Raw genomic sequence first — 22882 nt, 5'->3', positions numbered from 1 at the left:
CTTCACAGTATTTTCTTTTAAGTTGTATTAGTGCTTGAGATTGAGCTGCGTTACGAACAACTAACCCCATACCATTAAATCGCTTAACAACATTATTATTTTCAGCCTTTACCTCCTGCAAAAACTGTATGGATTTTTCATGAAAAGCGATATTACCTTTCTCTTTGGCATAAACAAATAATAGAGAGCAAACGGAATTGATAACAATACTATGAAAAAGGTTAATTCCTATCGACTTTTTTCTATGGTGAGATTTCTTCTTGAAATGATAATGAGTTAACCAATAGTCACTAACAGAGGATTCAAATATTTTTTTAATCTATCAATAGATTTGGCCTCAACAACTTTAGAAAACAAATTAGCATTATTAAAAATGAGCTTTGCCAATTGCGCTATTCTAACTGTTGGAAACGATGATGGGCGTAAACGCATAAACAGCCATTGTTCAACCTCCATCTCTTTTAGATCATACTTGTGCTTTAAAAAAGAATACTCTTTTTTGAGAGATTGACCATAGCTGTCGTCGACATCGTTTAGGAAACCTGCTACGCCGAACAATAATGCCTCAATTTGAAATAAATTGTTTCTGTGTTTGGCTAAAATACTAAACGGAAGTCTGTTGGATAAACTAAGCATAGATTCAGCATTTATTTTTAAGCCAATTGACTGACACAAGGATTGATAAAATATACATTCCCAATTGTTTTTAGAATTCCTCAATTTTTTTGACAACACATTTGATTTTTCCTCTAATCGTTCAATTAATAACCTCTCGAAAAATTGACTGACAATGAATTCATCCACTTGTGTAATGTAGGATTCACAAAGAATCCAGTTCTTACTATGCATCAATTGTTGATAAAAGTTGAGCAGCTTGTTATCGACTAAAGGCTTGAGCTCTAAACATGGAATACAATCTCCATTATTATTTCTGATTTCTTTATCGTTTTGCCATACGACATGAAGTATTACAGAATTATACCTTTTATCATTTTGATGCTTATGCTTGGACCAATCAGAAGAGTTAACATGTATCTCTACATCGCCATGCCAATCTAAACCATCAATATTTACTCTAGCATTAAGAAAGTCTGGTCCAGCATCATGATTAGGCTTGCCAACAGAATAAATCGATAATGGCAGATTTAGAGAGGTAAATAATGATGTGATATCAAAATGACTAAATTGCCAGATATAATGAAGTAATTTCGTTCATGGCAATCAAGTAAAGTTATTCCGTTTGTATGATAACACTATCTTTCGATGATACAGCAAAAATACCATATCCTTTAATCTCTTCATTTTCGTCTAGGAAACTGTTATAAACATTTACAGGTTCGGAGTTAAAAATGGGATTATCTCCTGTATTAGATTGAACTATTTTAGTTGTGAAGTACTGATAAAAGGCATAGTCTACACTCCATAGATTCAACTGAATGGAATCTGCGCCTTCACCTTCCAGAAGAAAATAGCTGCTGAATAATATATTAATCTCTTTTGTTGTCCCATCAAACAACACGTCATTAAAAAGCACTTTACCTCTTGAAAACTGTCCTTGATTCAACGAGGGGTCATCACTATCAAAATATATTTTTTCTTTATCAGCGTAATAGTCTCCCCATAAACTATCTGTTCCATTATCCTGCTCAGGAAAATAGCCTTTAAGATTTATCATGTAGTAATTATTAGTAGACTCTGGATCATCGAAAGTAAACTTTAAGCTAACATTATCATTGGTTACCATCTGTAATTCTTCAACAGATTTAATATTTATTCTTTCAAAGGAATATAAACTTGAAGATATTGTTTCATACATAGGGTGTGAAACACGAATATCAAAATTTGCTCCTTGTTGAACGATTAAGTCTGATTCATATCTATGCTTTGAAGCATTATATGCTAAGGTATCTATCACATTTTCACCTTCCATCAACAATACGGTTGCATTACTTAAAAAAACAAAATTGTCAGTCGATAAAGGAGCCTGAGAAACACTAATGTATGCTTTCCAATTTTCCCCAACTGAATTTACAGAATTGACAACTAGCTTTGGTTCGTGCTTAGGAAGATCGACATCAATAACAGTTTGCATATTATCGCAAGAAACAAATGAAAAAATAATAAGGGTAGTGTATATGATATGTTTCATTTGTCTAAAATTTAAATTTATATGAAATCGATGGTATTATTGGGAACAAAGAAGTTTGTTGAACAACTCTAGCACTAACTGGCACTCCATTTTGAACTTGAATCTTGTCATTAATAGATAGGAAAAATGGATTTTTCCTATTGTAGAGATTATATGCACCTACAGAAATTGTTCTTTCTCCCCATCTGGTTTTTTTATGAAAGTTTAAGCCTATATCTAATCGGTGATAAGCCGGTAATCTCAGATTATTTCTTGTTGGGAAATATTCTATTTCGTTGACACTGCCTTCATCAATTCCATTTGTATTACCATTAATATTTACGGTAGGATATCTTGCCTCAAGAAAAGTCATGTTATTTCCCGTACCATAAACCCATGTAAGACCGATGTCAAAATTATCTGAAAATTTATGCGCCATAACTATAGAGAAATCGTGCCTTCTATCGTATTTGTAAGGATACCACCTGCCAAAGTTTACGTTTTCAAACTTCCTTTCACTAAAGGATAAGGTATAGCCTATCCAACCTGTTGTTTTACCTTTTTTCTTCTGTACAAACAACTCCGCCCCATAAGATCTTCCAACTCCGTTGGTATCAACTTTATTTTTCCAATCTTCAAAGCCAATTATCTCAGCACCAGGCTTAAGTGTTATCAAGTCATTCATTTGCTTGTAATACCCCTCTATACTGACCTCCAATAGTCCATTTAGGAAGTTTTTATTTACAGACATAGCCAGCTGTTTAGAATATTGAGGAGGTACAGAATCCGTACTTGGCACCCATATATCAGTGGGCAAACCCGCTCCGCTACTAGTTAGTAGATGTATATTTTGTTGCATTTCCGCATACGATGCTTTAATAGACCAATCTTTATTAACTAAAAAACGTGATGAAAATCTAGGTTGAAAAGAATAATAGGTTTTGTTATTGGTGTTGAAATAACCTAAGTGCATTCCTAAATTAATTTTCAGTTGGTCATTTACTCTTATGTCATCTTCTAGATAAAAGAAAGCGTCGTTACTTTCCAATGCTTCCGAAAAGTTAAAGGTAGTATCATAAGGAACGATATATGTTTCGACACCTAAAGAATCTCTTTCAAAAGTACTGAGATATAACTCAAACGAGCCTGGATAAAAATTATGACGCACATAATTCAGACCAAACTTGATATAGTGATTGGGGTTAGGCAAATAATCAAAATCTATTTTTGCACCATAATCTTTGACACCAGAAAAATAATTAAAATGGGCAGTATCTTTAGTCAATTGAAAAGGGCTTGATGTTGAACTCCTGCTATCATATAATGTATTAAACTGATATTTGCTATATGTTAGAGTTGTATTGGCAAATAGCTTGTTTGAAAAAAGATGATTCCATCTTAAGCATGAAGTTACATTTCCCCAATCTAGACCAAAATCATTTTCTGAAGTAGATTCATAATTTAGGTCTTGATCTATAAAGTCATCGTTATTACTATCCGTTAAATAAAATCTATCCTTACCTAAATATGCACTTAGATACAATCTGTCTTTCTCAGAAATTTTATGATTTAATTTAGCGTTCAAGTCATAAAAATAATACCCCCCAGGGTTACCATTATTAGCACTTTTTATGAGCGGTTGAGCTAAAATATCTATATAGGTTCTTCTTCCTGAAACAATAAATGAGGTTTTATCTTTTATGATAGGTCCTTGAAGTGTGAGCTTAGAAGATATCAATCCTATGCTTCCTTCTCCTTCAATCTTCTTCATATTACCTTCTTTCATATCTATTTCTAGAACGGAAGACAAACGACCACCAAAACGAGCAGGATATCCCCCTTTGGTAAGTCTTACATTTTTTATGGCGTCAGCATTAAAAACAGAAAAGAAGCCAAATAAATGCGAAGCATTATATACTGGTACGCCATCTAATAAAATTAAATTTTGATCAGGGCCTCCACCTCTTACATAGAATCCACTTGTACCTTCACCTCCAGACTGAACACCTGGTAATAACTGAATAGCCTTTAGCACATCTACTTCACCCAATAAAGCTGGTATATTTTTTATTTGTTGTACAGGGACTTCTACTATACTAGTTTGAGTTCGCTCAACAACGGTTTCCTCAGCTACTATTGTTACCTCATCAATATCGGTGCTACCTGTGCCGAGGTCAATGTTGAAGGAAACATTTTTATTTAGGTTAATGCTTTTAGTTTGCGTTTCAAAACCAATGTAAGTAAATGATACTTCATAAGTGTCTTCAGGAAGAGTAAGACTGTAAAAACCATAAGTATTCGATGTTGTACCAACTAGCTTTTCTTTTACTAAGACATTTACACCGATAAGAGATTCTCCATTTTCCTTGTCGTTAATAAAACCACTAATAGTGTACTTTTGTTGAGAAAAAGAGCTAAGCGACAGTACTATCAAAAAAGATAGTATAGAGAAGTTTTTCATCATTATTAGTTTAATGAGTATAATGTGTTTTTGTATCTTTTATTGTACGAGTGATGCTTTTTTCAACATTTCACTCATAGCACCTTGCAAGTCGAAGGCCTTTCTTCTAGCGGCAATGGCAAAGTCTTCCGAAGAACTAGCGTAAATAATTCCTCTTGATGAATTGACTAACAAACCACAATGGTCATTCATTCCGTATTTAGCAACATCCTCTAAACTACCGCCTTGAGCACCTACACCAGGAACAAGTAAAAAGTTATCAGGGGCTATGTCACGAACCTTTTTTAAAGATTCTGATCTAGTAGCACCCACTACAAACATTATGTTCTGCCCATAGGTTTGTACTTTCTCCAATACCTTTTGATACAACATATTACCATCATAATCTTTAATCATCTGAAAATCTAATCCGCCTTGGTTTGATGTTAATGCTAAAACAATAGCCCACTTACCTTCAAAATCTAGAAAAGGTTTTACTGAATCAGAACCCATATATGGCGCAACTGTAACTGAATCAAAATTATAAGTTTCAAAAAAGGTCTTGGCATACATATTAGATGTGTTTCCGATATCACCTCTTTTAGCATCAGCAATTGTAAATATCTCTTTAGGAATATAATTAAGTGTCTTTTGTAAACTATCCCAACCCTTAAGTCCCATACTTTCATAAAAAGCTATGTTGGGCTTATAAGCCACACACAAATCGTGAGTAGCATCAATTATTTGTTTGTTAAACTCAAATATTGGATCTTCTGAATCAAGAAGGTGTTTTGGTATTTTTTGCAAATCGGTATCTAAACCTATGCATAGGAAAGATTCTTTCTTTTGTATTTGCTGAAATAACTCTTCTTTAGTCATTGTTAATTATCATTAGTGGTGCCTTCTTTTAGCCTTTCTGCATTTTCAGCCAATTGTAACTCCTCGATAAATTTATCAATTTCGCCATCCATTACATTAGATAGGTTATATTGTGTGAGTCCAATACGGTGATCTGTTACTCGACCTTGAGGATAATTGTAAGTTCTGATCTTTGCAGAACGATCTCCAGTTACGACCATTGATTTACGTTGGCCAGACAACTCTTCTAAACGCTTTTGCATTTCAATTTCATAAATACGAGAACGCAATACTTTCAAGGCTTTATCGTAATTTTTGTGCTGCGATTTCTGATCTTGACATTGTGCAACAACACCTGTTGGTATGTGTGTTAGTCTAACAGCGGAGTAAGTTGTATTTACCGACTGACCACCTGGACCCGAAGAACAATAGGTGTCTTTTCTTATATCACTATCTTTTATTTCAACATCAAACTCTTCAGCCTCAGGCATGACCACTACAGAAGCAGCCGATGTATGCACTCTTCCTTGAGTTTCAGTTTGAGGCACTCTTTGAACACGGTGTACCCCAGATTCAAATTTTAGCATTCCATAAACATCTTCACCTTTGACATTAAAAATGATTTCTTTATACCCTCCAGAAGTTCCTTCTGCCACATCAACAACCTCTGTTTTCCAACTTTTTGAACTAGCATAGTTACTATAAAGTCTATACAGATCGCCCGTAAAAATACTTGCTTCATCACCACCCGCACCAGCACGTATCTCGACAACTGCATTTTTAGAATCAGCAGGATCTTTAGGAATTAATAAAACCTTTATCTCTTCCTCCAAGACTTCTTGTTTTGGCATCAAATCGTCTAACTCTATTTTTGCCATTTCCTTCATTTCATCATCTTTCAACATCTCTTTTGCATTTTCAATGTTGGATAATATATTTTTATATTCGTGATAAGCCTCAATAATCGGCTGAAGGTCTTTGTATTCTTTATTAAGTTGGATATACTGTTTCATATCAGAAATTATGTTGGGATCAACAATAAGCTCTGACACTTCATCAAATCTATTTTTTATCGCTTCTAACTTGTCTAACATCTAGTATATAAATTCTCCATAGGAGCTTTTGATAGTTAATTTTTTACCATTGTGGGACTCTACTCTGCCAATAATTTTAGCCTCAACACCAAATGATTCTGAAATAGAAATTAGTGAGTCAGCGATTTCTTGAGAGACATATAATTCCATTCTATGCCCCATATTAAAAACCTTGTACATCTCTTTCCAATCCGTACCAGATTCTTTTTGAATCAAGTCAAACAAAGGGGGAATATCAAACATATTGTCTTTTATAATGTGAACATCATCTACAAAATGTAATACTTTTGTTTGTGCTCCACCACTACAATGAACCATTCCGTGAATATCTTCTCTATGTCTTTCTAGAATTTCTTTGATTATAGGGGCATAAGTCCTAGTTGGTGACAACACTAATTTACCAATATCTATACTTAATCCTTCTAAAGTATCTGTTAGCGATTTACTCCCAGAATAAACTAATTCTTCTGGCACAGAGGCGTCAAAACTTTCAGGATACTTTTTTGAAAGATACTTGGCAAAAACATCGTGTCGTGCTGATGTCAAACCATTGCTCCCCATACCTCCATTATAGTCACTTTCATAGTTAGCTTGTCCAAATGATGACAAACCTACTATAACATCACCATCCTTAATATTACTATTGGAAATAACTTTAGACTTTTTCATTCTTGCTACAACGGTAGAATCAACAATTATGGTTCTAACCAAATCACCAACATCTGCAGTCTCTCCTCCAGTTGAGTGTATATCCACACCAAAACCTCTTAAATCGGCTAGCAACTCTTCTGTTCCATTAATTATAGCAGATATAACATCACCAGGTATTAAGTTTTTATTTCTTCCTATTGTAGATGATAATAGTATATTATCGACTGCACCAACACACAATAAATCGTCTATATTCATTACTAAGGCATCTTGGGCAATGCCTTTCCATACAGAAATGTCTCCGGTTTCTTTCCAATACATATAAGCCAAAGATGATTTGGTGCCTGCGCCATCAGCATGCATAACCACACAATAATCATCGTCATTCGCAAGATAATCAGGAACTATTTTACAAAATGCTTTAGGGAACAACCCTTTATCTACATTTTTGATAGCATTGTGAACATCTTCCTTGTCAGCAGAAACACCTCTTAAATTGTATCTATTATTGCTCATTATTTTGTAAAAAAAAAGCATCTCGAAAAAAAATCGAGACGCTTTTAAAATTGTTAAATTAAGCTACTTCTTTTTGGGAAGCACTCTATCCGACTCGGCATCGTAAAATGAATCAAGAACAACTTTGAAATCTGTTCTCCTGTTGTATTGATGCGCCTTTTCGATATCTTTCTTTCTTTTTAATTTTTCAAAGAATGCTTCATTTAGAATTGCACCAGGTTTTAGTTTACCATCTTTTACATCCATAACAAATGGCTCATTCTCACCCACTCCTTTTGCAATTAACCTCATAGGTTTTATTCCTTTATCGACCATATAGTCTACACAAATTTGAGCCCTTCTTTGAGATAACTCCATATTGAACTCATCTCCAGCTCTGTTATCTGTATGCGAACGTAATTGAATCACAACGTTAGGGTTTTCTACAAGAACTGCAACTAGTGTATTAAGCGCTTCCTTGGATTCTTTTCTTAACTCAGCACTATTAAAGTCGTATTCGATTTTAGGCAAGACTATTTCTTTAAGAGTTGCTTCAAGGACAATATCTTGAACCATATTTACTGATTCATTTACTCCTATTGTTGATTGCGTAAAATTAGAAGATAAGTAACCTTCATTTGACACCGTTATGCTATAAGAAACATTCTCCTTGACGAACTCTTCATCAAATAAATATCTTCCAGAATTGTCAGTAACAGTTTGAGAAATACTCCCGTCACTACCTACTATATCAATTGTAGCACCTGAAATAATTTGCTTAGTCTTTAAATCAGTGATAATCCCTGAAAGAGTTAAATTAAGTTTAGGCAAATTAAATCTGTATATATCGTCTCCCTTACTACCTAATCTATTTGAAGATAAGTATCCTCTCTCTTCTTCGTCTTCAAAAATAATTCCAAAATCATCATTTGATGAGTTGATTGGGCTGTTCATATTATTTACAGAGCGAAGGTTATTTTCAGCATCAAATACCGCTTTAAAAATATCAAGCCCGCCCATACCAACATGACCGTCTGATGAAAAATAAAGAGAACCATCTGCATGTATAAAAGGGAACAATTCGTTTCCACTCGTATTTATTTCATCCCCTAAGTTAATAGGCTCACTCCATTCATCTCTTTTAACTTTTTTGATATACCAGATATCTTTACCTCCATAACCGCCTTTCATATCAGATGAGAAATAAAGTACCTTTCCATCAGAACTTAGTGAAGGATGTGCAAAACTACTTACGCTGTCGTAAGGTAGCGGCAACAATACTGGAGAAATCCAATTCTTGCCTTTTTTCTTGGAGAAATATATTTCACATGTAGGAATAGGCTTGATTTTCGAGTTTTCCATACACCTGGTAAAGTATAATTCATTTCCTCTTTTGTTGAGTGAAGGAGATGCTTCGTGGTCAGAAGTATTCATCGGCTCTTCAAATGGAGATGGCTTGGACCATCTTTTCTTCTTTTTATCGTATTTAGACCAATAGATATCAGTAAAAGAATTACCAGTAAATCCATCAGCAGATTTTCCTAACGAACCGTCACGAGAAGATGTAAAAAACAACTCATCATAATCTCTACTAGCATAACACGGAGAGTATTCCTCTTGGTTAGTATTGTGCTGAAAAGATGTTAACTCGTAGCGACTTGGGTTTTGAAGTGCGTCAAGGGCAAACATACAAGATTGTATTCCTTTGTCAGCTCTATCATCGTTAGGCTTAAACTCTTTATACTTTTCATATTGAACTATAGCATCTGAGAACTTTTGTTGCTTTTGTAACACCTGCGCATACCTAAGATACACTTCTGCATGAGGGTATTTTGCTTTAATGGCTCTTTTGTACATAGCCATTGCTTTCTTTAAGTAAATCGGCGTACCTATATTTCGTGCACATTCAGCCTGAAGAAAAATTAATTCAGCCTTTTTAGCTCTATTTTTCTCCTTAGCATAATCTGCTTTATAAAGCTTTTCAGCCTCATAATAATTCTGCATCATATAGGCTTTATCAGCCTTAGACATCTTGTTTTTCTTAGAAGATTGTGACAAAAGTGATGTTGTAGACACCAAAAAAAACAACATCGTAAGTGAAAGTAAATGTTTCATTTTTTAAATCATAGAATTTTTGCTAAAATAAGGATTTATTTCATTCGATAACATTACAATCTAATATCTATTAAAAAGTTGTTAATATTTTTGGTAATTTTACCGCAAATAAACGACATTATCAACTATATTTGTGTACTTAATACACTATCTAATTTAACACAGTTAAAAAATGACTAAAAGTAAACTCGAGTACATTTGGCTTGACGGCTACGAGCCAACTCAAAATATGAGAAGTAAAACTAAAATTATCAATAATTTTAGTGGTAAGCTAGAAGACTGCCCTATATGGTCTTTTGATGGAAGTTCTACTTTACAGGCTTCAGGTGGATCTTCAGACTGCCTACTTAAACCTGTCGCAATTTACCCTGACCCTACAAGAATTAATGGCTATCTTGTAATGACTGAGGTTTTAAATGCGGATGGTAGCAATCATTCATCAAACGGAAGAGCAACCATTGATGATGATGATAATGATTTTTGGTTCGGCTTCGAACAAGAATATTTCATTATGGACACTCAAACACAACTCCCCTTAGGATTTCCATTAGGCGGGTATCCTGGTCCACAAGGACTGTATTACTGTTCTGTTGGCGGAAGAAATACTCATGGTAGAGATTTTGTTGAAGAACATGCTGACTTATGTATTGAGGCTGGGCTTAATTTTGAAGGAATTAACCAAGAAGTTGCTAGTGGACAATGGGAATTTCAATTATTCGCTAAGGGAGCTAAAAAAGCTGGTGATGAAATTTGGATTGCAAGATACCTTTTAGACAGATTAACCGAAAGCTACGGCTATTACATTGAATACCACCCAAAGCCAGTTAAAGGCGATTGGAATGGTTCAGGTATGCATGCTAACTTTTCAAACACAACCCTAAGAACTTGTGGTTCTAAAGAAACGTATGAAAAGATTTGTGAAGCATTCAGACCAGTAACTAAAGAGCATATCTCTGTTTACGGTGCCTATAATGACGAAAGGCTTACTGGCTTACACGAAACAGCATCAATCAATGATTTCAGCTATGGTGTTTCTGATAGAGGTGCATCTATAAGAATTCCTATTATGGTAGTTGAAAATGGATGGAAAGGTTGGTTAGAAGATAGAAGACCAGCTTCAAATGGCGATCCTTATAAAATTGCGGCTAGGATTATAAAAACTGTCAAAAGCGCCGAGTAGATTATTTTACTTAAGTAAATAAAAAAACTAACAAGAGCTCTTGTTAGTTTTTTTTAGCTTTATGGATTATTTCTCTAAGTCTTTTTCGACCTTTTGTATCTCCTCTTTAACTGATGTTGCACTAGAACGAATTTCCCTTTTTATATCGTTAGATGCATCTTTCAACTCTCTCATACCCTTACCCAAGCCTCGCGCAATTTCAGGTATTTTTTTTGAGCCAAATAACATAACGACCACCAACATAATAATTACAATTTCTGGTCCGCCTATAAATAATAAAATAGAAGTCATATAATATGTGTTCTTAACAACGCAAAGTTAAATAATAAAAGTAATTGCATTAAATTAAAAATGCCCCAAATTTTGGGGCACTTTTAATCTTAAGAAATAAAGAATTTTATTTTTTATCTTCTTCTGATTTTTTGACCGTATCGACCATTATTGGTGAAGCGACAAATAATGAAGAATAAGTCCCAACAATTACACCTACCATTAATGCAAACATAAATCCTCGAATTACCTCACCTCCAAACAAGAATATTACTAATAACACAAAGAATGTAGTAAGCGACGTGTTTACTGTTCTACTTAATGTACTATTTAATGCATTATTCACTAGTGAATTGAATTCTTTTTTCTTAAAGATATTCATATGTTCTCTAATTCTATCAAATACAACAACAGTATCATTAAGAGAATAACCAATTATTGTTAAAAGAGCTGCAATAAACGCTTGATCAATCTCTAATGAGAATGGTAATACCCCATAAAACAAAGAGAATATTGATAAGACAATTAATACATCGTGGAATACTGCTGCAACAGCACCTAAACTAAATTGCCATTTTCTAAATCTCAATAGGATATATAAGAAAATTATAAGTAATGAGAACATTATAGACCATAATGCTGATACTTTAATATCATCTGCAATAGTTGGTCCTACTTTTTGAGAACTCATCACCTCATAATCACCAATACTTACCAATCCATCGTCTAACTTGCCACTAACAATAGCATCGGCGCTCAATTCTTTACTATCAATAAGGTATTTAGTAGTAATTTTCACTTGATTATTATCCCCAAAGGTTTTTACTTCAGGATACATTTTAAGACCAGAGTCGTCGATAAAATAATTAGCTAGTGAATTTCTAATCGCTTCGTTATCAACAGGTTCATCAAAACGAACAACGAAAGTTCTACCCCCTTTGAAGTCTACACCATAATTTAGTTTTTTGGTTACTAAAGAACCTATTCCTATCAAAATAATAAGAGATGATATTCCATAGAAAATTTTACGCTTACCAATAAAATCAATAGCTGTGTTTTTGAATGCACCTCTGGTAATTGAGTTATCAAAAGATGCTACACCCTTTTTCTCTAATCTCCAGTGGAATATTAGACGTGTTAAGAAAATAGCTGAGAATAAAGATGTCAAAATACCTATTACAAGAGTTGTAGCAAATCCTTTAATAGGTCCACTTCCAAATATATAAAGAACAATACCTGTCAATAGAGTGGTCACGTTGGCATCAATAATTGAACTGTAAGCATTTTTGTAACCATCTGAAACAGCTAGCTTTAGCCCTTTGCCGTTCATTAGCTCTTCACGTATTCTTTCATAAATAAGAACGTTTGCATCTACTGACATACCAATTGTTAATACAATACCTGCAATACCAGGAAGCGTAAGTACAGCACCTAATGAGGATAAAACACCAAACACAAAGAAAAGGTTTGCCAAAAGGGCAATATTTGATACTAAACCAGCAAAACTGTAATAGAACATCATGTACAACAATACAATTGACAAGGCTATAATGAATGATCTCAAGCCTGAATCAATAGCCTCTTGACCTAATGATGGTCCAACAATTGCTTCTTCAATGATTCTTGCAGGTGCGGGTAATTTACCTGACTTCAAGATATTAGATAAGTCATTTGCTTCGTTGATGGTAAAGTTACCTGTTATCTGGGATCTTCCACCAGAAATTTCTGATTGAACTGTCGGAAATGAATACACATAATCATCTAAAACAATAGCAACACTTTTACCTATGTTGTCAGCTGTTAATCTTTTCCACATTCTTGCACCTTCAGCATTCATTGCCATAGACACCTCAGGTGAGCCGTTAAACTGACCAAAGTCGGTACGAGCATCAGTAACGACATCTCCTTCCATAGCCGCTTTACCATCTCTTGAAGTAACTCTTAAAGCAACTAACTGAACAAACTTTCCTTCGGGATCGTATGGCTTTACAGTCCAAGAAAAACGCACATCTCTAGGTAATATATTCTTAACCTCGTCCATCTTTAAAAAAGCATTGACCGCAGCAGTATCTTTTACAGAAGATATTCCACAAACAGGACCTTCGTTAGGTTGGTTGGATTGATTCAGATTAGGAAATAAAACGGCATATAATGGGTTTTCTCTTGAAAATTGTTCAGCAGTCATAGCTGCAGTATCAGAAGAAGCTTCTGAGTTTGTGCTTAACTCATCAATAGATAAATCTGAATTAAAATCTTCTTCAACTTCAGTGTTTTCAACAATTTCCTCAGAATCAGCAATTGTATCTTCTAATTCAACTTGAGATTTAAGAAATGTATTAATTTGATCAATCGCACCTAAAATCTCAGCATTTTCATACGTTTCCCAAAACTCTAATTGTGCTGTTCCTTGTAGAAGTTTACGAACTCTTTCTGGATCTTTAACACCTGGTAATTCAACTAAAATTCTTCCTGAGCCTTCTAAACGCTGAATGTTTGGTTGAGAAACACCAAATCTATCTATCCTAGATCTCAAAATATTAAATGAACGGTCAATCGCATCTTCAACTTCAGTACGAATCACTCCCATTACTTCATCGTTTGTCGAAGTAGAGTTTATTTTATCTTTTAGTTCAGGTGTATAAAAAATTGAGGCAAGCTTTCCCTCTGGGTTTAACTCAGTAAAAGATTGAGCGAATAGAGTAACAAAGTCATCCTGACTATCTAGCTGTTTATTCACTGCCAAGTTAATAGCCGAATTAAACGCTTCATCTTTGTTTTAATTAGACATTGCTCTTATCACATCCACAACAGATACTTCAAGAGTAACATTCATACCACCTTTAAGGTCCAAACCAAGATTTATTTCTCTTGATTTACACTCGTTATAAGTGTAGTTTTTAACTCCGATATTGTAGATAGGCTCCGATGAAATGGAATCTAAATAAGCTTTTTCTTTAAACTCATCTCCATTCGAATACTCTACTGCATCCTTCTCAACTCCTTGAGCTATCCATGTGAAAGACAATTGGTATAGACAAACAATTGCAAACACTAATGCGAACAGAGAGATAAAACTTTTATTTTGCATAATATTTTAATTTAGAACGGGCAAATATAGAATTTCAATTTTGAAATAGCAATTGAAATGAGGATAACTAAATTATTAGGTTTAGAATGGTCTATTATTCTATTCCCAAATACTATCACACACATAGAATTTTAATCGTAAATTTGCATGTATGAAAAATGCCCTTATTCTATTTCTTCTTATAGCTCCATTGGCGCTATTTAGTCAGTTCCTCAATAGATCAGACATTTCAATTATTGAAAACGGAAGCCTAATAAAAAATCCCCTTACAGGCGGACTCAATTCATGTCAACTATCTAATATAGACCTCAATAACGATGGCAAAAAAGATATTTTTGTATTTGAAAGAATCGGTGATAGAGTATTATGTTTTTTGAATGCTAATGACGGGGTAGGAACAGATTTTGACTATTCTGTAGAATATAGCCATGATTTTCCTGAGCTAAAGAAATGGGCTTTATTAATTGATTACAACTGCGATGGAAAAGAAGATATCTTTACCTACAACGACAGTTACGTTAAAGTCTACAAAAACACTTCACAAGGAGAAAATATAAATTTTCAAATCGAAACGACTGCCTTAATAAGCGATTTAGGCCCTATACTAAGTGCTATAATAATTTCAGAAGTAGATATCCCCTCTTTTGTAGATGTAGATGGAGATGGGGATGTCGATGTGTTAACGTTCAAACAAAGTGGTGGTTATGTTGAATATCATCAGAATCAAAGCCAAGAGCTTTATGGCAATTGCGACAGCTTAGTTTTTGAATTAAAGACAGATTGTTGGGGAGAATTTTTTGAAGGATTAAACACTTATGATTTCAACAGTTGTGAAGAAGATGCTATAATTAATCAGCCTCAAATTCGATCTTCTGGAGCTCATAGCGGCTCATCAACACTTGCTCTTGACATAGATGGCGATAACGACATGGATTTTATTCTGGGTGATGTATCGTTTAACAATTTAAATATGTTAACCAACGGCGGTGATTCTCAAAGTGCAAATATGGTTTCTGTAAATCAAGATTTTCCCATCGGAAACGGAAGTGATATTAGTGCTGAAATAAACTCATTTCCTGCTGCATTTTACCTTGACATTAATAATGATAATATCAGGGATTTAGTTGTTAGCCCTAACATAAATAATAACGCTGAAAACTTTGAGAGCATCATGGTATTCCTAAATACTGGCGCAGATAACAATCCAACATTTGAATTCAGTCAAAAAGATTTTCTGCAAGACAACACCTTGGACTTTGGGTCAGGCGCTTACCCTGCTGTAATAGACTATAATAACGATGGATTAAAAGACTTACTCATTGGTAATTACGGATATTTCAACAATAGCAACCCTTCATCTCAGCTTGCGTTATTAAGAAATATAGGAAGTCAAACAGAACCTAACTTTGAAGTGATTAACAGAGATTATGGTGGCCTTTCATCAATAGCACTAGATACAATTCTAAACGAAACAGTTAACGGACTTTACCCTACCCTTGCAGATTTAGATAACGATGGAGATGTAGATATGATATTGGGTGATAATAACGGAAAACTGCACTACTTTCAAAATAATGCAGACGATGGACAAGATGCATTATTTGAACTTGAAAACGTTAGCTTCTTTTCCATAGATATAGGCCAACATGCTACCCCTTTTTTATACGACATGAATAATGACAATCTATTTGACTTAATTATTGGTCAAGTAGATGGCACATTAAGTTATGCTGAAAATACTGGAACACCCTATAGTCCAATATTTAACTCATTAATTGATGACTTTGGCGGAATATCAGTTAATAACGACGAGAGCTTGTATGGGTTTAGCACTCCCTATGTTTTTGAGAAAGACAATGAAATCAATATTCTTATTGGTAGTGAAAGCGGACTAATTTACCATTACCAAAGTGTTAACAACAACCTTTCTTCCAATTTTGAACTCATTTCAAATAATTTTCAATGGATAAATGACGGTAAAAATACAGCTGTTCTTTTTGAAGATTTTACAGCTGACAATAAAAGAGACTTATTTTTAGGAATGGAGACAGGTGGGTTATTTTACTTTAAAAATGATAGTGTTGGAACTGGCATCAAGAACAACATTTACAAATCTGCAGTTGATATTTTTCCTAATCCATTCAACGATTATATAAATATTGACACTGATAAAGAAACTATTTTATCCATTTACTCCGTATTGGGGCGTTTAGTTCAAAAAGAAAAAATATATCAGCCCTCATCCATCAGCCTTGGACACCTGCCAACAAGCTCTTATTTTGTTCATATTCAACAAGATAAGTTATCAGAGTGGAAAAAAATTATCAAAAAATAAAAAAGAGAGCAATCGCTCTCTTTTATTTATGATTTTTATTATTGAAAAGTATTAAGCGTTCACTTCATTAAGCAAACCGTTAGTTGCCTTAACACCTTCTGCTGATTCAGCAAGTTTGTTTTTTTCTTCATCATTAAGGTCAATTTCTACGATCTTTTCGATACCATTTTTACCTAAAATTACAGGAACTCCTATGCACAAGTCACTCATGCCATATTCACCTTCTAATAATGCAGAACAAGGGAACATTTTATGCTGATCACAAGCAATTGATTGAACTAAAGACGATACCGCAGCTCCTGGCGCATACCAAGCTGAAGTACCTAGCATAGAAGTTAAAGTAGCGCCTCCTACTTTAGTATCTTCCTTAACTTGATTTAATCTTTCCTCACTGATAAACTCAGAAACCCTAACGCTATTTCTAGTCGCTAGTCGAGTCAATGGGAGCATTCCTTTATCGCTATGCCCACCAATAACCATCCCATCAACATCCGAAGAAGGACATTCTAAAGCCTCACTTAACCTATACTTGAAACGAGCACTATCTAAAGCTCCGCCCATACCAATAATTCTGTGTTTTGGTAGTCCGGTAACTTTATGTGTCAAATAAGTCATGGTATCCATAGGATTACTTACTATAATAAGTATAACATTGGGGGAATGTTTTATCAGGTTTTCAGAAACCATTTTAACAATACCTGCGTTAATTCCGATTAGCTCTTCACGCGTCATTCCTGGCTTACGTGGAATACCACTTGTAATAACTGCAATATCACTATTTGCAGTCTTGGAGTAATCGTTAGTACTGCCAACTATTTTTGTGTCGAAACCATTTAACGATGCTGTTTGCATCAAGTCCATAGCTTTACCTTCGGCAAAATTTTCTTTAATGTCAACTAAAACCACCTCAGATGCAAAATTCTTTATAGCAATATATTCTGCACAACTAGCACCTACGGCTCCTGCGCCTACAACTGTTACTTTCATAGTATAAATTTTTGGCAAAATTAATTATAAAAATAGAATTCAACCCCTTAATTTTATTTAAATAAATTCTAAAAAAATCAAATTTTACGTTTTGAAAATAAAAATGTAATTTTGTTTAGAGCCAAACTTACTTTTAAATGCGACAATTTATATCAATATTCCTCTTTATTTTTTTTCAAACTTTCTCCATCTATGCTCAAATTGATGCTGGACCAGACATAGTAATCTGTGAACCACAAGATGTGAATTTATCCATTGAATACACCCCTAATTCCGTTTCAACATCAGACTACACTATTGAACCTATTTCCATTGAAATGGAAACATTGACTAATCCCGTTGTTATAAATCTATTATCTGATGATTCTCATACAGACATAATTAATATTGGATTTAACTTTTGCTTTTATGGCAATGTGTATAATCAGTTAGTCGCTTCAACAAATAATTACCTTTCTTTTGACATAGAAAATGTAAACGCTTATTCTCCATGGAACACCTATCCTATTCCAAGTATATCTTCAATAGGCCAGGTAGTCAATGCCATCTTAGGCCCATGGATAGACCTTAACCCTTCTAATGGTGGCAACATAAGCCATAGCATTGAAGGAAAAGCACCATTCAGACGATTCATAGTATCGTTCAACGATTTTGGATACTTTTCTTGTTCGAATATGCAATTTAATGGTCAAATAAAACTATTTGAATCTACCAACAATATTGAAATACACATACAAGATCAACCTCTTTGTGATTCGTGGAATAATGGGGAATCTGTTCTGGGTATAATAAACGAAGATGAAACGCAGTTTCTAATAGAAAATGGTTGGAACAATACTACAATGACAGGAGATAACCAAGCTTTTAGGTTCACACCAAACGATGGAGAAAATAGTATTGAATGGTATGACAATCAAGGAGGCTTCATAGGTTATGGTGCAACTATGTTAGTTAACCCAGACACAACAACTACATATACCATTAGTGTATCTGAATGCCCAGATTCTTATTCAGATGAAGTAACTATTTTTGTTTCATCAACAATTGACATTAACCCTACAATAGATGATAATATGTGTCCCGATGAGATATATGGCGCAATTGACATAAAGCATACGGGCGGAACTCATCCCTTTACTTATTTATGGTCAAATAATAGCAATACTTTCACATCAACATCAAAAAACATTAACAATTTAATCGCAGATACATATAACTTAACTATAACCGATAGTATGGATTGTGAAATAAATCAATCGTTTATTATATCTCCTACCCCCCCCTGATTTAGTTATACAAGATAGTATCATTGGAGCTAGATGTAGTGGATTTAGTGATGGCTTAATCGAAGTTTTAGTAAGTGGCGGAACTCCTCCTTACCAATACAATTGGGTAAGCGAAAATGGATTCACAGAAAATGGAAATACAATCAGTGAGCTTAGTATTGGTAATTATCAACTAAATTTAACCGATAATAATGGCTGTGAAATTTCTTCAACTTTCTATGTTCCAGAAAACAGTATAATTGAATTGATTAGTGAAATTTCTAACTACAACGGATACAATATTAGATGCAAAGGTGGTAATGCTTCCGTATCAAATAATGTTACAGGAGGGATCTCGCCATACAAATACTATTGGATTAATTCTGAATCTAACGATACCATAAGTCAAAACTCTAATTACAAAAATTTTAAATCTGGTCAATATTTACTAAAAGTCATTGACTCCAAAGATTGTATACTTAACACCGATTTTATATTTACGGAGCCTGAGGCATTGAGGATTGAAGTCTCTGACATTAAACACAAAAGTTGCACCTACAATAACGATGGATTTATAAAAACATCTACTGTTGGTGGTCCAAATCATCCTGTAGGGTCTGAATTGTATTTGCCAAAATCATTTCAGTGGAAAAAACATGAATCATTTTTTCACTCAAATAACCAGAACATCAATAATTTATCCGAAGGCATATACACAGTGATAGTTACAGATGCTAATAATTGCATAGAGGAGCTATCGGTTGAAATACAACAACCACCGGAGGTCAAATCAAAATACAGAACTAAAAACAATCCAGTTACAAAAAACAATCCTATCATGAATCTTTTTGATGACTCTGAAGGCAATATTGTTGAGTGGTATTGGGAGTTAAGTAATGGGTTAACTTCGACCGAAGAGAATATTTATGGAATAGATTTTTCGAATATTGATTTAGACTCTCTGGGTATTATTTACTACGATTTAAAACTTGTTGTGGTTGATGAATTTGGCTGTACTGATAGCACCTATGGCCAACTTTCAATAAAAGATGAGCACACCCTATTTATTCCAAATGGATTTTCACCAAACTTTGACGGAAAGAACGATATATTCAAGATTGAGCATCACGGCATCTTAGAAGGCTCATTCAAAATAGCTATTTATGACCGTTGGGACTCTATGATTTATACGTCTTCAAGCCCTGACTTTGAATGGGACGGAACTAGCTTTTCTTCAAGAGCCCTACCTGTAGGAGCTTTTTCTACATTTTAAGTTATCAAGATTTTGAGTATCAGATTTATGATCGAGCAAACTGTAGTAATTGTTTTGGAACCATCACGATTACGAGGTAACTAAATAATAATTGATTTGAGCCTATAAGGTTCAATGATAAATTAACTTTCAGATATTTGATTTTATTTGTATCTTTATAGACTGAACATTTAACAAGTAAAATCTGTTCATTTATGAGATACTTAACCCTTATAATTACATTAGTATTAATATATAGCAATCAAGCAAAAGCACAGATTGATGCTGGCGCAGATGTTATCATATGCGACCTTCAAGATGTTGACTTGTCTGCTGATTACACACCAAACTCAATCGGAACAAGCGATTACACTATTGAAAACATACCATTAGACATGGACCCTCTCAATTCGGGGACTAATCTTAATGGACTTGGTGATGATGTACATTCTGGAGTTATTGACATAGGCTTCAATTTTTGTTTCTATGGTAATATCTACGATCAACTTTTAATTTCAACTAATAATTATTTAACATTCGACTTGACCAATGCAAATGCATACTCTGCTTGGAACACCTATACTATTCCAAGTGCATTACCTCCAGGACAAGTCATTAATGCAATTTTAGGTCCATGGATGGATTTAAACCCAAATAATGGTGGCGGACTGTTTTACAATGTATATGGTGTTGCACCATTTAGAAGATTCGTAGCCTCTTTTGAAGATTTTGGATATTTCAATTGTGCAGGATTTCAGTTCAACGGGCAAATAAAGATTTATGAAACCACAAACGTTATTGAAATTCACATTCAAGATCAACCTTTGTGTGCCAATTGGAATAATGGCGAATCAGTATTGGGAATTGTCAACGAAGATGAGAGTCAATTTTTAATCGAAAATGGTTGGAATAACACTCAAATGACAGGAAATAATCAAGCCTTCCGATTTGTTCCTGATGGTGCTAATAACAATAATGTTGTTTGGGAAGATGAAACAGGTACTGTTATTGGTTTAGGAACAGATATTACTGTTGCTCCTGTTACGACAACAACATACACCGTAACAGCATCGGAATGCCCAGACGTTTATACAGATGAAGTCACCGTATTTGTTTCTACACCAGTAATCGTTGATGCTGTGATAGATGATAACATTTGCCCTGGCGAAATATTTGGAGCTATTGAAATCAATACTTCAAACGGTTCACCTCCATTTACTTTCGAATGGTCGTCAGTGAATAACAATTACAGTTCTGACAGTGAGGATATATTTAACCTTGAAGCTGATATTTACAACTTAACGATTACTGATAACCTGGGTTGCAATTATACGTCAGGCCCTTACACTATCTCAACGCCTCCTCAAGATATCGAAATATTCGAATCGATTGATCCTGTTAGTTGCTTTGGATTTAGCGATGGTATTATAAGCACTACTGTTAGCGGTGGAACACCACCATACAATTACAGTTGGAGTGGAGACAATCCAATTACTGGCAATGGAACCACAACAATAAATAACCTAGCTTCGGGAAACTATCAGATAAATGTAACAGACAACAATAATTGTGAAGATTCTGCAGCATACTTATTAACTGAAAACTCATCGATATCATTAAGCAGTACTGTTTCTGACTACAATGGTTTTAACGTAAGATGTTATGATGGTAGCGATGCTTGGGTTTCTTGTTTGGCTAGTGGAGGTCTACTTCCATATTCTTACTATTGGATTGACCTAGCAAATAATGATACGATTTCAAGACAAGCCGATATATACAATCTTCCATCAGGAAATTATTCATTTACTGTTGAAGACGCTGAGGGCTGCCCGAATAATATTATATTCGATCTTACCCAACCGGACTCGCTAGCTCTGGACATAGCAAACTACAACCATAAAAGCTGCACCTATAATAACGATGGATTTATAGAGGTTTCTTCTTGGGGAGGACCAGACAACCCACCTTATTCTGAAGAGTTTTTACCAATTTCATTTGTTTGGAAAGGAGAAAATTCTTTTTACTCTACTGATCAGAACATATACGATTTGTCTGAAGGCTTTTATACAATTATGGTAGAAGATGCTAATCAATGTTTTAACGAATTAACTTTTGAAATTACTCAACCTCCTTTTGTTATAGCAGACTATAGAGTTCTTGATGATACGGTAACAACTAATTATCCTATTATCAATATTTACGATAATTCAGAAGGTAATGTAGTAGAATGGCAATGGGAATTGAGTAACGGCTTTACGGCTAACTCACAGGATGTCTTGAATTTAGACTTATCCGTTGATCTGGACAGCTCTGGAATTAAATATTATGACTTAAAATTAGTCGTTACAGATGAGTTCATGTGTAAAGACAGTATATATGGCACCCTTGCCATAAAAGAAGAACACACTTTATTTGTTCCTAATGGTTTTACACCAGACTTAGATGGAAATAACGACACCTTTAAAGTCTTTCATCATGCTATGAGAACAGAAACGTTTTCAATAGCTATCTTTGATAGATATGGCTCAATGGTATTTCAATCAAACGATCCTGATATGGCATGGGATGGAACGAATATGAGAACAGGTAATCCTCTAATTACTGGAACCTATTCCTATGTATTAAGCTATCAAGATTTTGAGTATCGTATTTACGATCACACCAATTGTGAAAATTGTACAGGAACAATTACACTAGTAAGATAATTTTATAAGATATTTTAAA

General features: G+C 34.3%; 14 protein-coding genes and 1 pseudogene. 5 read left to right on the top strand and 10 right to left on the bottom strand.

All coding sequences use genetic code 11. The features are described 5' to 3' along the window. Positions 1-276: 276 nt before the first annotated feature. From P8I29_00390 to P8I29_00360, 7 genes are all read right to left on the bottom strand, one after another. A complete protein-coding gene (locus P8I29_00390) occupies positions 277-849 on the bottom strand; it encodes a DUF2851 family protein (protein ID MDG1916260.1) in 573 nt (190 codons plus the stop codon). Positions 850-1231: 382 nt separating this feature from the next. Continuing rightward, entirely contained in the window at positions 1232-2149 is a 918-nt protein-coding gene (locus P8I29_00385) for a DUF4249 family protein (protein ID MDG1916259.1), read from the bottom strand. Positions 2150-2153: 4 nt separating this feature from the next. Continuing rightward, on the bottom strand, positions 2154-4592 hold the full coding sequence (locus P8I29_00380) for a TonB-dependent receptor (protein MDG1916258.1): 2439 nt from the start codon (positions 4590-4592) through the stop codon (positions 2154-2156). A 36-nt stretch (positions 4593-4628) separates the two neighbouring features. Beyond that, positions 4629-5447: an orotidine-5'-phosphate decarboxylase gene (gene pyrF, locus P8I29_00375; protein ID MDG1916257.1), complete on the bottom strand. Its 819-nt coding sequence runs from the start codon at positions 5445-5447 to the stop codon at positions 4629-4631. Positions 5448-5449: 2 nt separating this feature from the next. Further along, a complete protein-coding gene (gene prfA, locus P8I29_00370) occupies positions 5450-6520 on the bottom strand; it encodes a peptide chain release factor 1 (protein MDG1916256.1) in 1071 nt (356 codons plus the stop codon). Next, positions 6521-7687, bottom strand: coding sequence for an AIR synthase-related protein (locus tag P8I29_00365; protein ID MDG1916255.1), 1167 nt, complete (start codon positions 7685-7687; stop codon positions 6521-6523). It abuts the gene before it with no gap. Between the two features lie 63 nt (positions 7688-7750). Further along, complete coding sequence (locus P8I29_00360) at positions 7751-9781, bottom strand: OmpA family protein (GenBank protein MDG1916254.1); 2031 nt, start codon at positions 9779-9781, stop codon at positions 7751-7753. Positions 9782-9953: 172 nt separating this feature from the next. Here P8I29_00360 and P8I29_00355 point away from each other — a divergent pair, with 172 nt between their 5' ends. Next, positions 9954-10961 (top strand): glutamine synthetase beta-grasp domain-containing protein, encoded by a 1008-nt coding sequence (locus P8I29_00355; protein MDG1916253.1) that lies wholly within the window; start codon positions 9954-9956, stop codon positions 10959-10961. A gap of 66 nt (positions 10962-11027) precedes the next feature. On the opposite strand, the gene tatA is transcribed toward P8I29_00355, so the two are convergent. Together tatA and secDF are read right to left on the bottom strand one after the other, a co-directional pair. Then, on the bottom strand, positions 11028-11252 hold the full coding sequence (gene tatA / locus P8I29_00350; protein MDG1916252.1) for a twin-arginine translocase TatA/TatE family subunit: 225 nt from the start codon (positions 11250-11252) through the stop codon (positions 11028-11030). A gap of 106 nt (positions 11253-11358) precedes the next feature. Then, positions 11359-14319 (bottom strand): annotated as a pseudogene (secDF, locus tag P8I29_00345) (protein translocase subunit SecDF). Between the two features lie 151 nt (positions 14320-14470). Here secDF and P8I29_00340 point away from each other — a divergent pair. Next, positions 14471-16654 carry an FG-GAP-like repeat-containing protein gene (locus tag P8I29_00340; protein MDG1916251.1) on the top strand — a complete coding sequence of 728 codons (2184 nt, stop codon included), beginning with the start codon at positions 14471-14473 and terminating at the stop codon, positions 16652-16654. Positions 16655-16705: 51 nt separating this feature from the next. Here P8I29_00340 and mdh read toward each other — a convergent pair whose 3' ends face one another. After that, on the bottom strand, positions 16706-17641 hold the full coding sequence (gene mdh, locus P8I29_00335; protein MDG1916250.1) for a malate dehydrogenase: 936 nt from the start codon (positions 17639-17641) through the stop codon (positions 16706-16708). A 137-nt stretch (positions 17642-17778) separates the two neighbouring features. On the opposite strand from mdh, the gene P8I29_00330 reads away from it, so the two are divergent. The 3 genes from P8I29_00330 to P8I29_00320 all read left to right on the top strand — a co-directional run bounded on the left by P8I29_00330 (position 17779) and on the right by P8I29_00320 (position 22863). Then, positions 17779-18927: a hypothetical protein gene (locus P8I29_00330; protein ID MDG1916249.1), complete on the top strand. Its 1149-nt coding sequence runs from the start codon at positions 17779-17781 to the stop codon at positions 18925-18927. Positions 18928-19171: 244 nt separating this feature from the next. Beyond that, complete coding sequence (locus P8I29_00325; GenBank protein MDG1916248.1) at positions 19172-20179, top strand: gliding motility-associated C-terminal domain-containing protein; 1008 nt, start codon at positions 19172-19174, stop codon at positions 20177-20179. A gap of 194 nt (positions 20180-20373) precedes the next feature. Beyond that, complete coding sequence (locus P8I29_00320; GenBank protein MDG1916247.1) at positions 20374-22863, top strand: gliding motility-associated C-terminal domain-containing protein; 2490 nt, start codon at positions 20374-20376, stop codon at positions 22861-22863. The last annotated feature ends 19 nt before the right edge of the window (positions 22864-22882 follow it).

The organism is Flavobacteriales bacterium, from assembly GCA_029248105.1.
Classification (GTDB): Bacteria; Bacteroidota; Bacteroidia; order Flavobacteriales; family UBA7312; genus UBA8444.
Note: the sequence above shows the minus strand (reverse complement) of the source record. Positions and strands in the feature narration are given on the sequence as shown.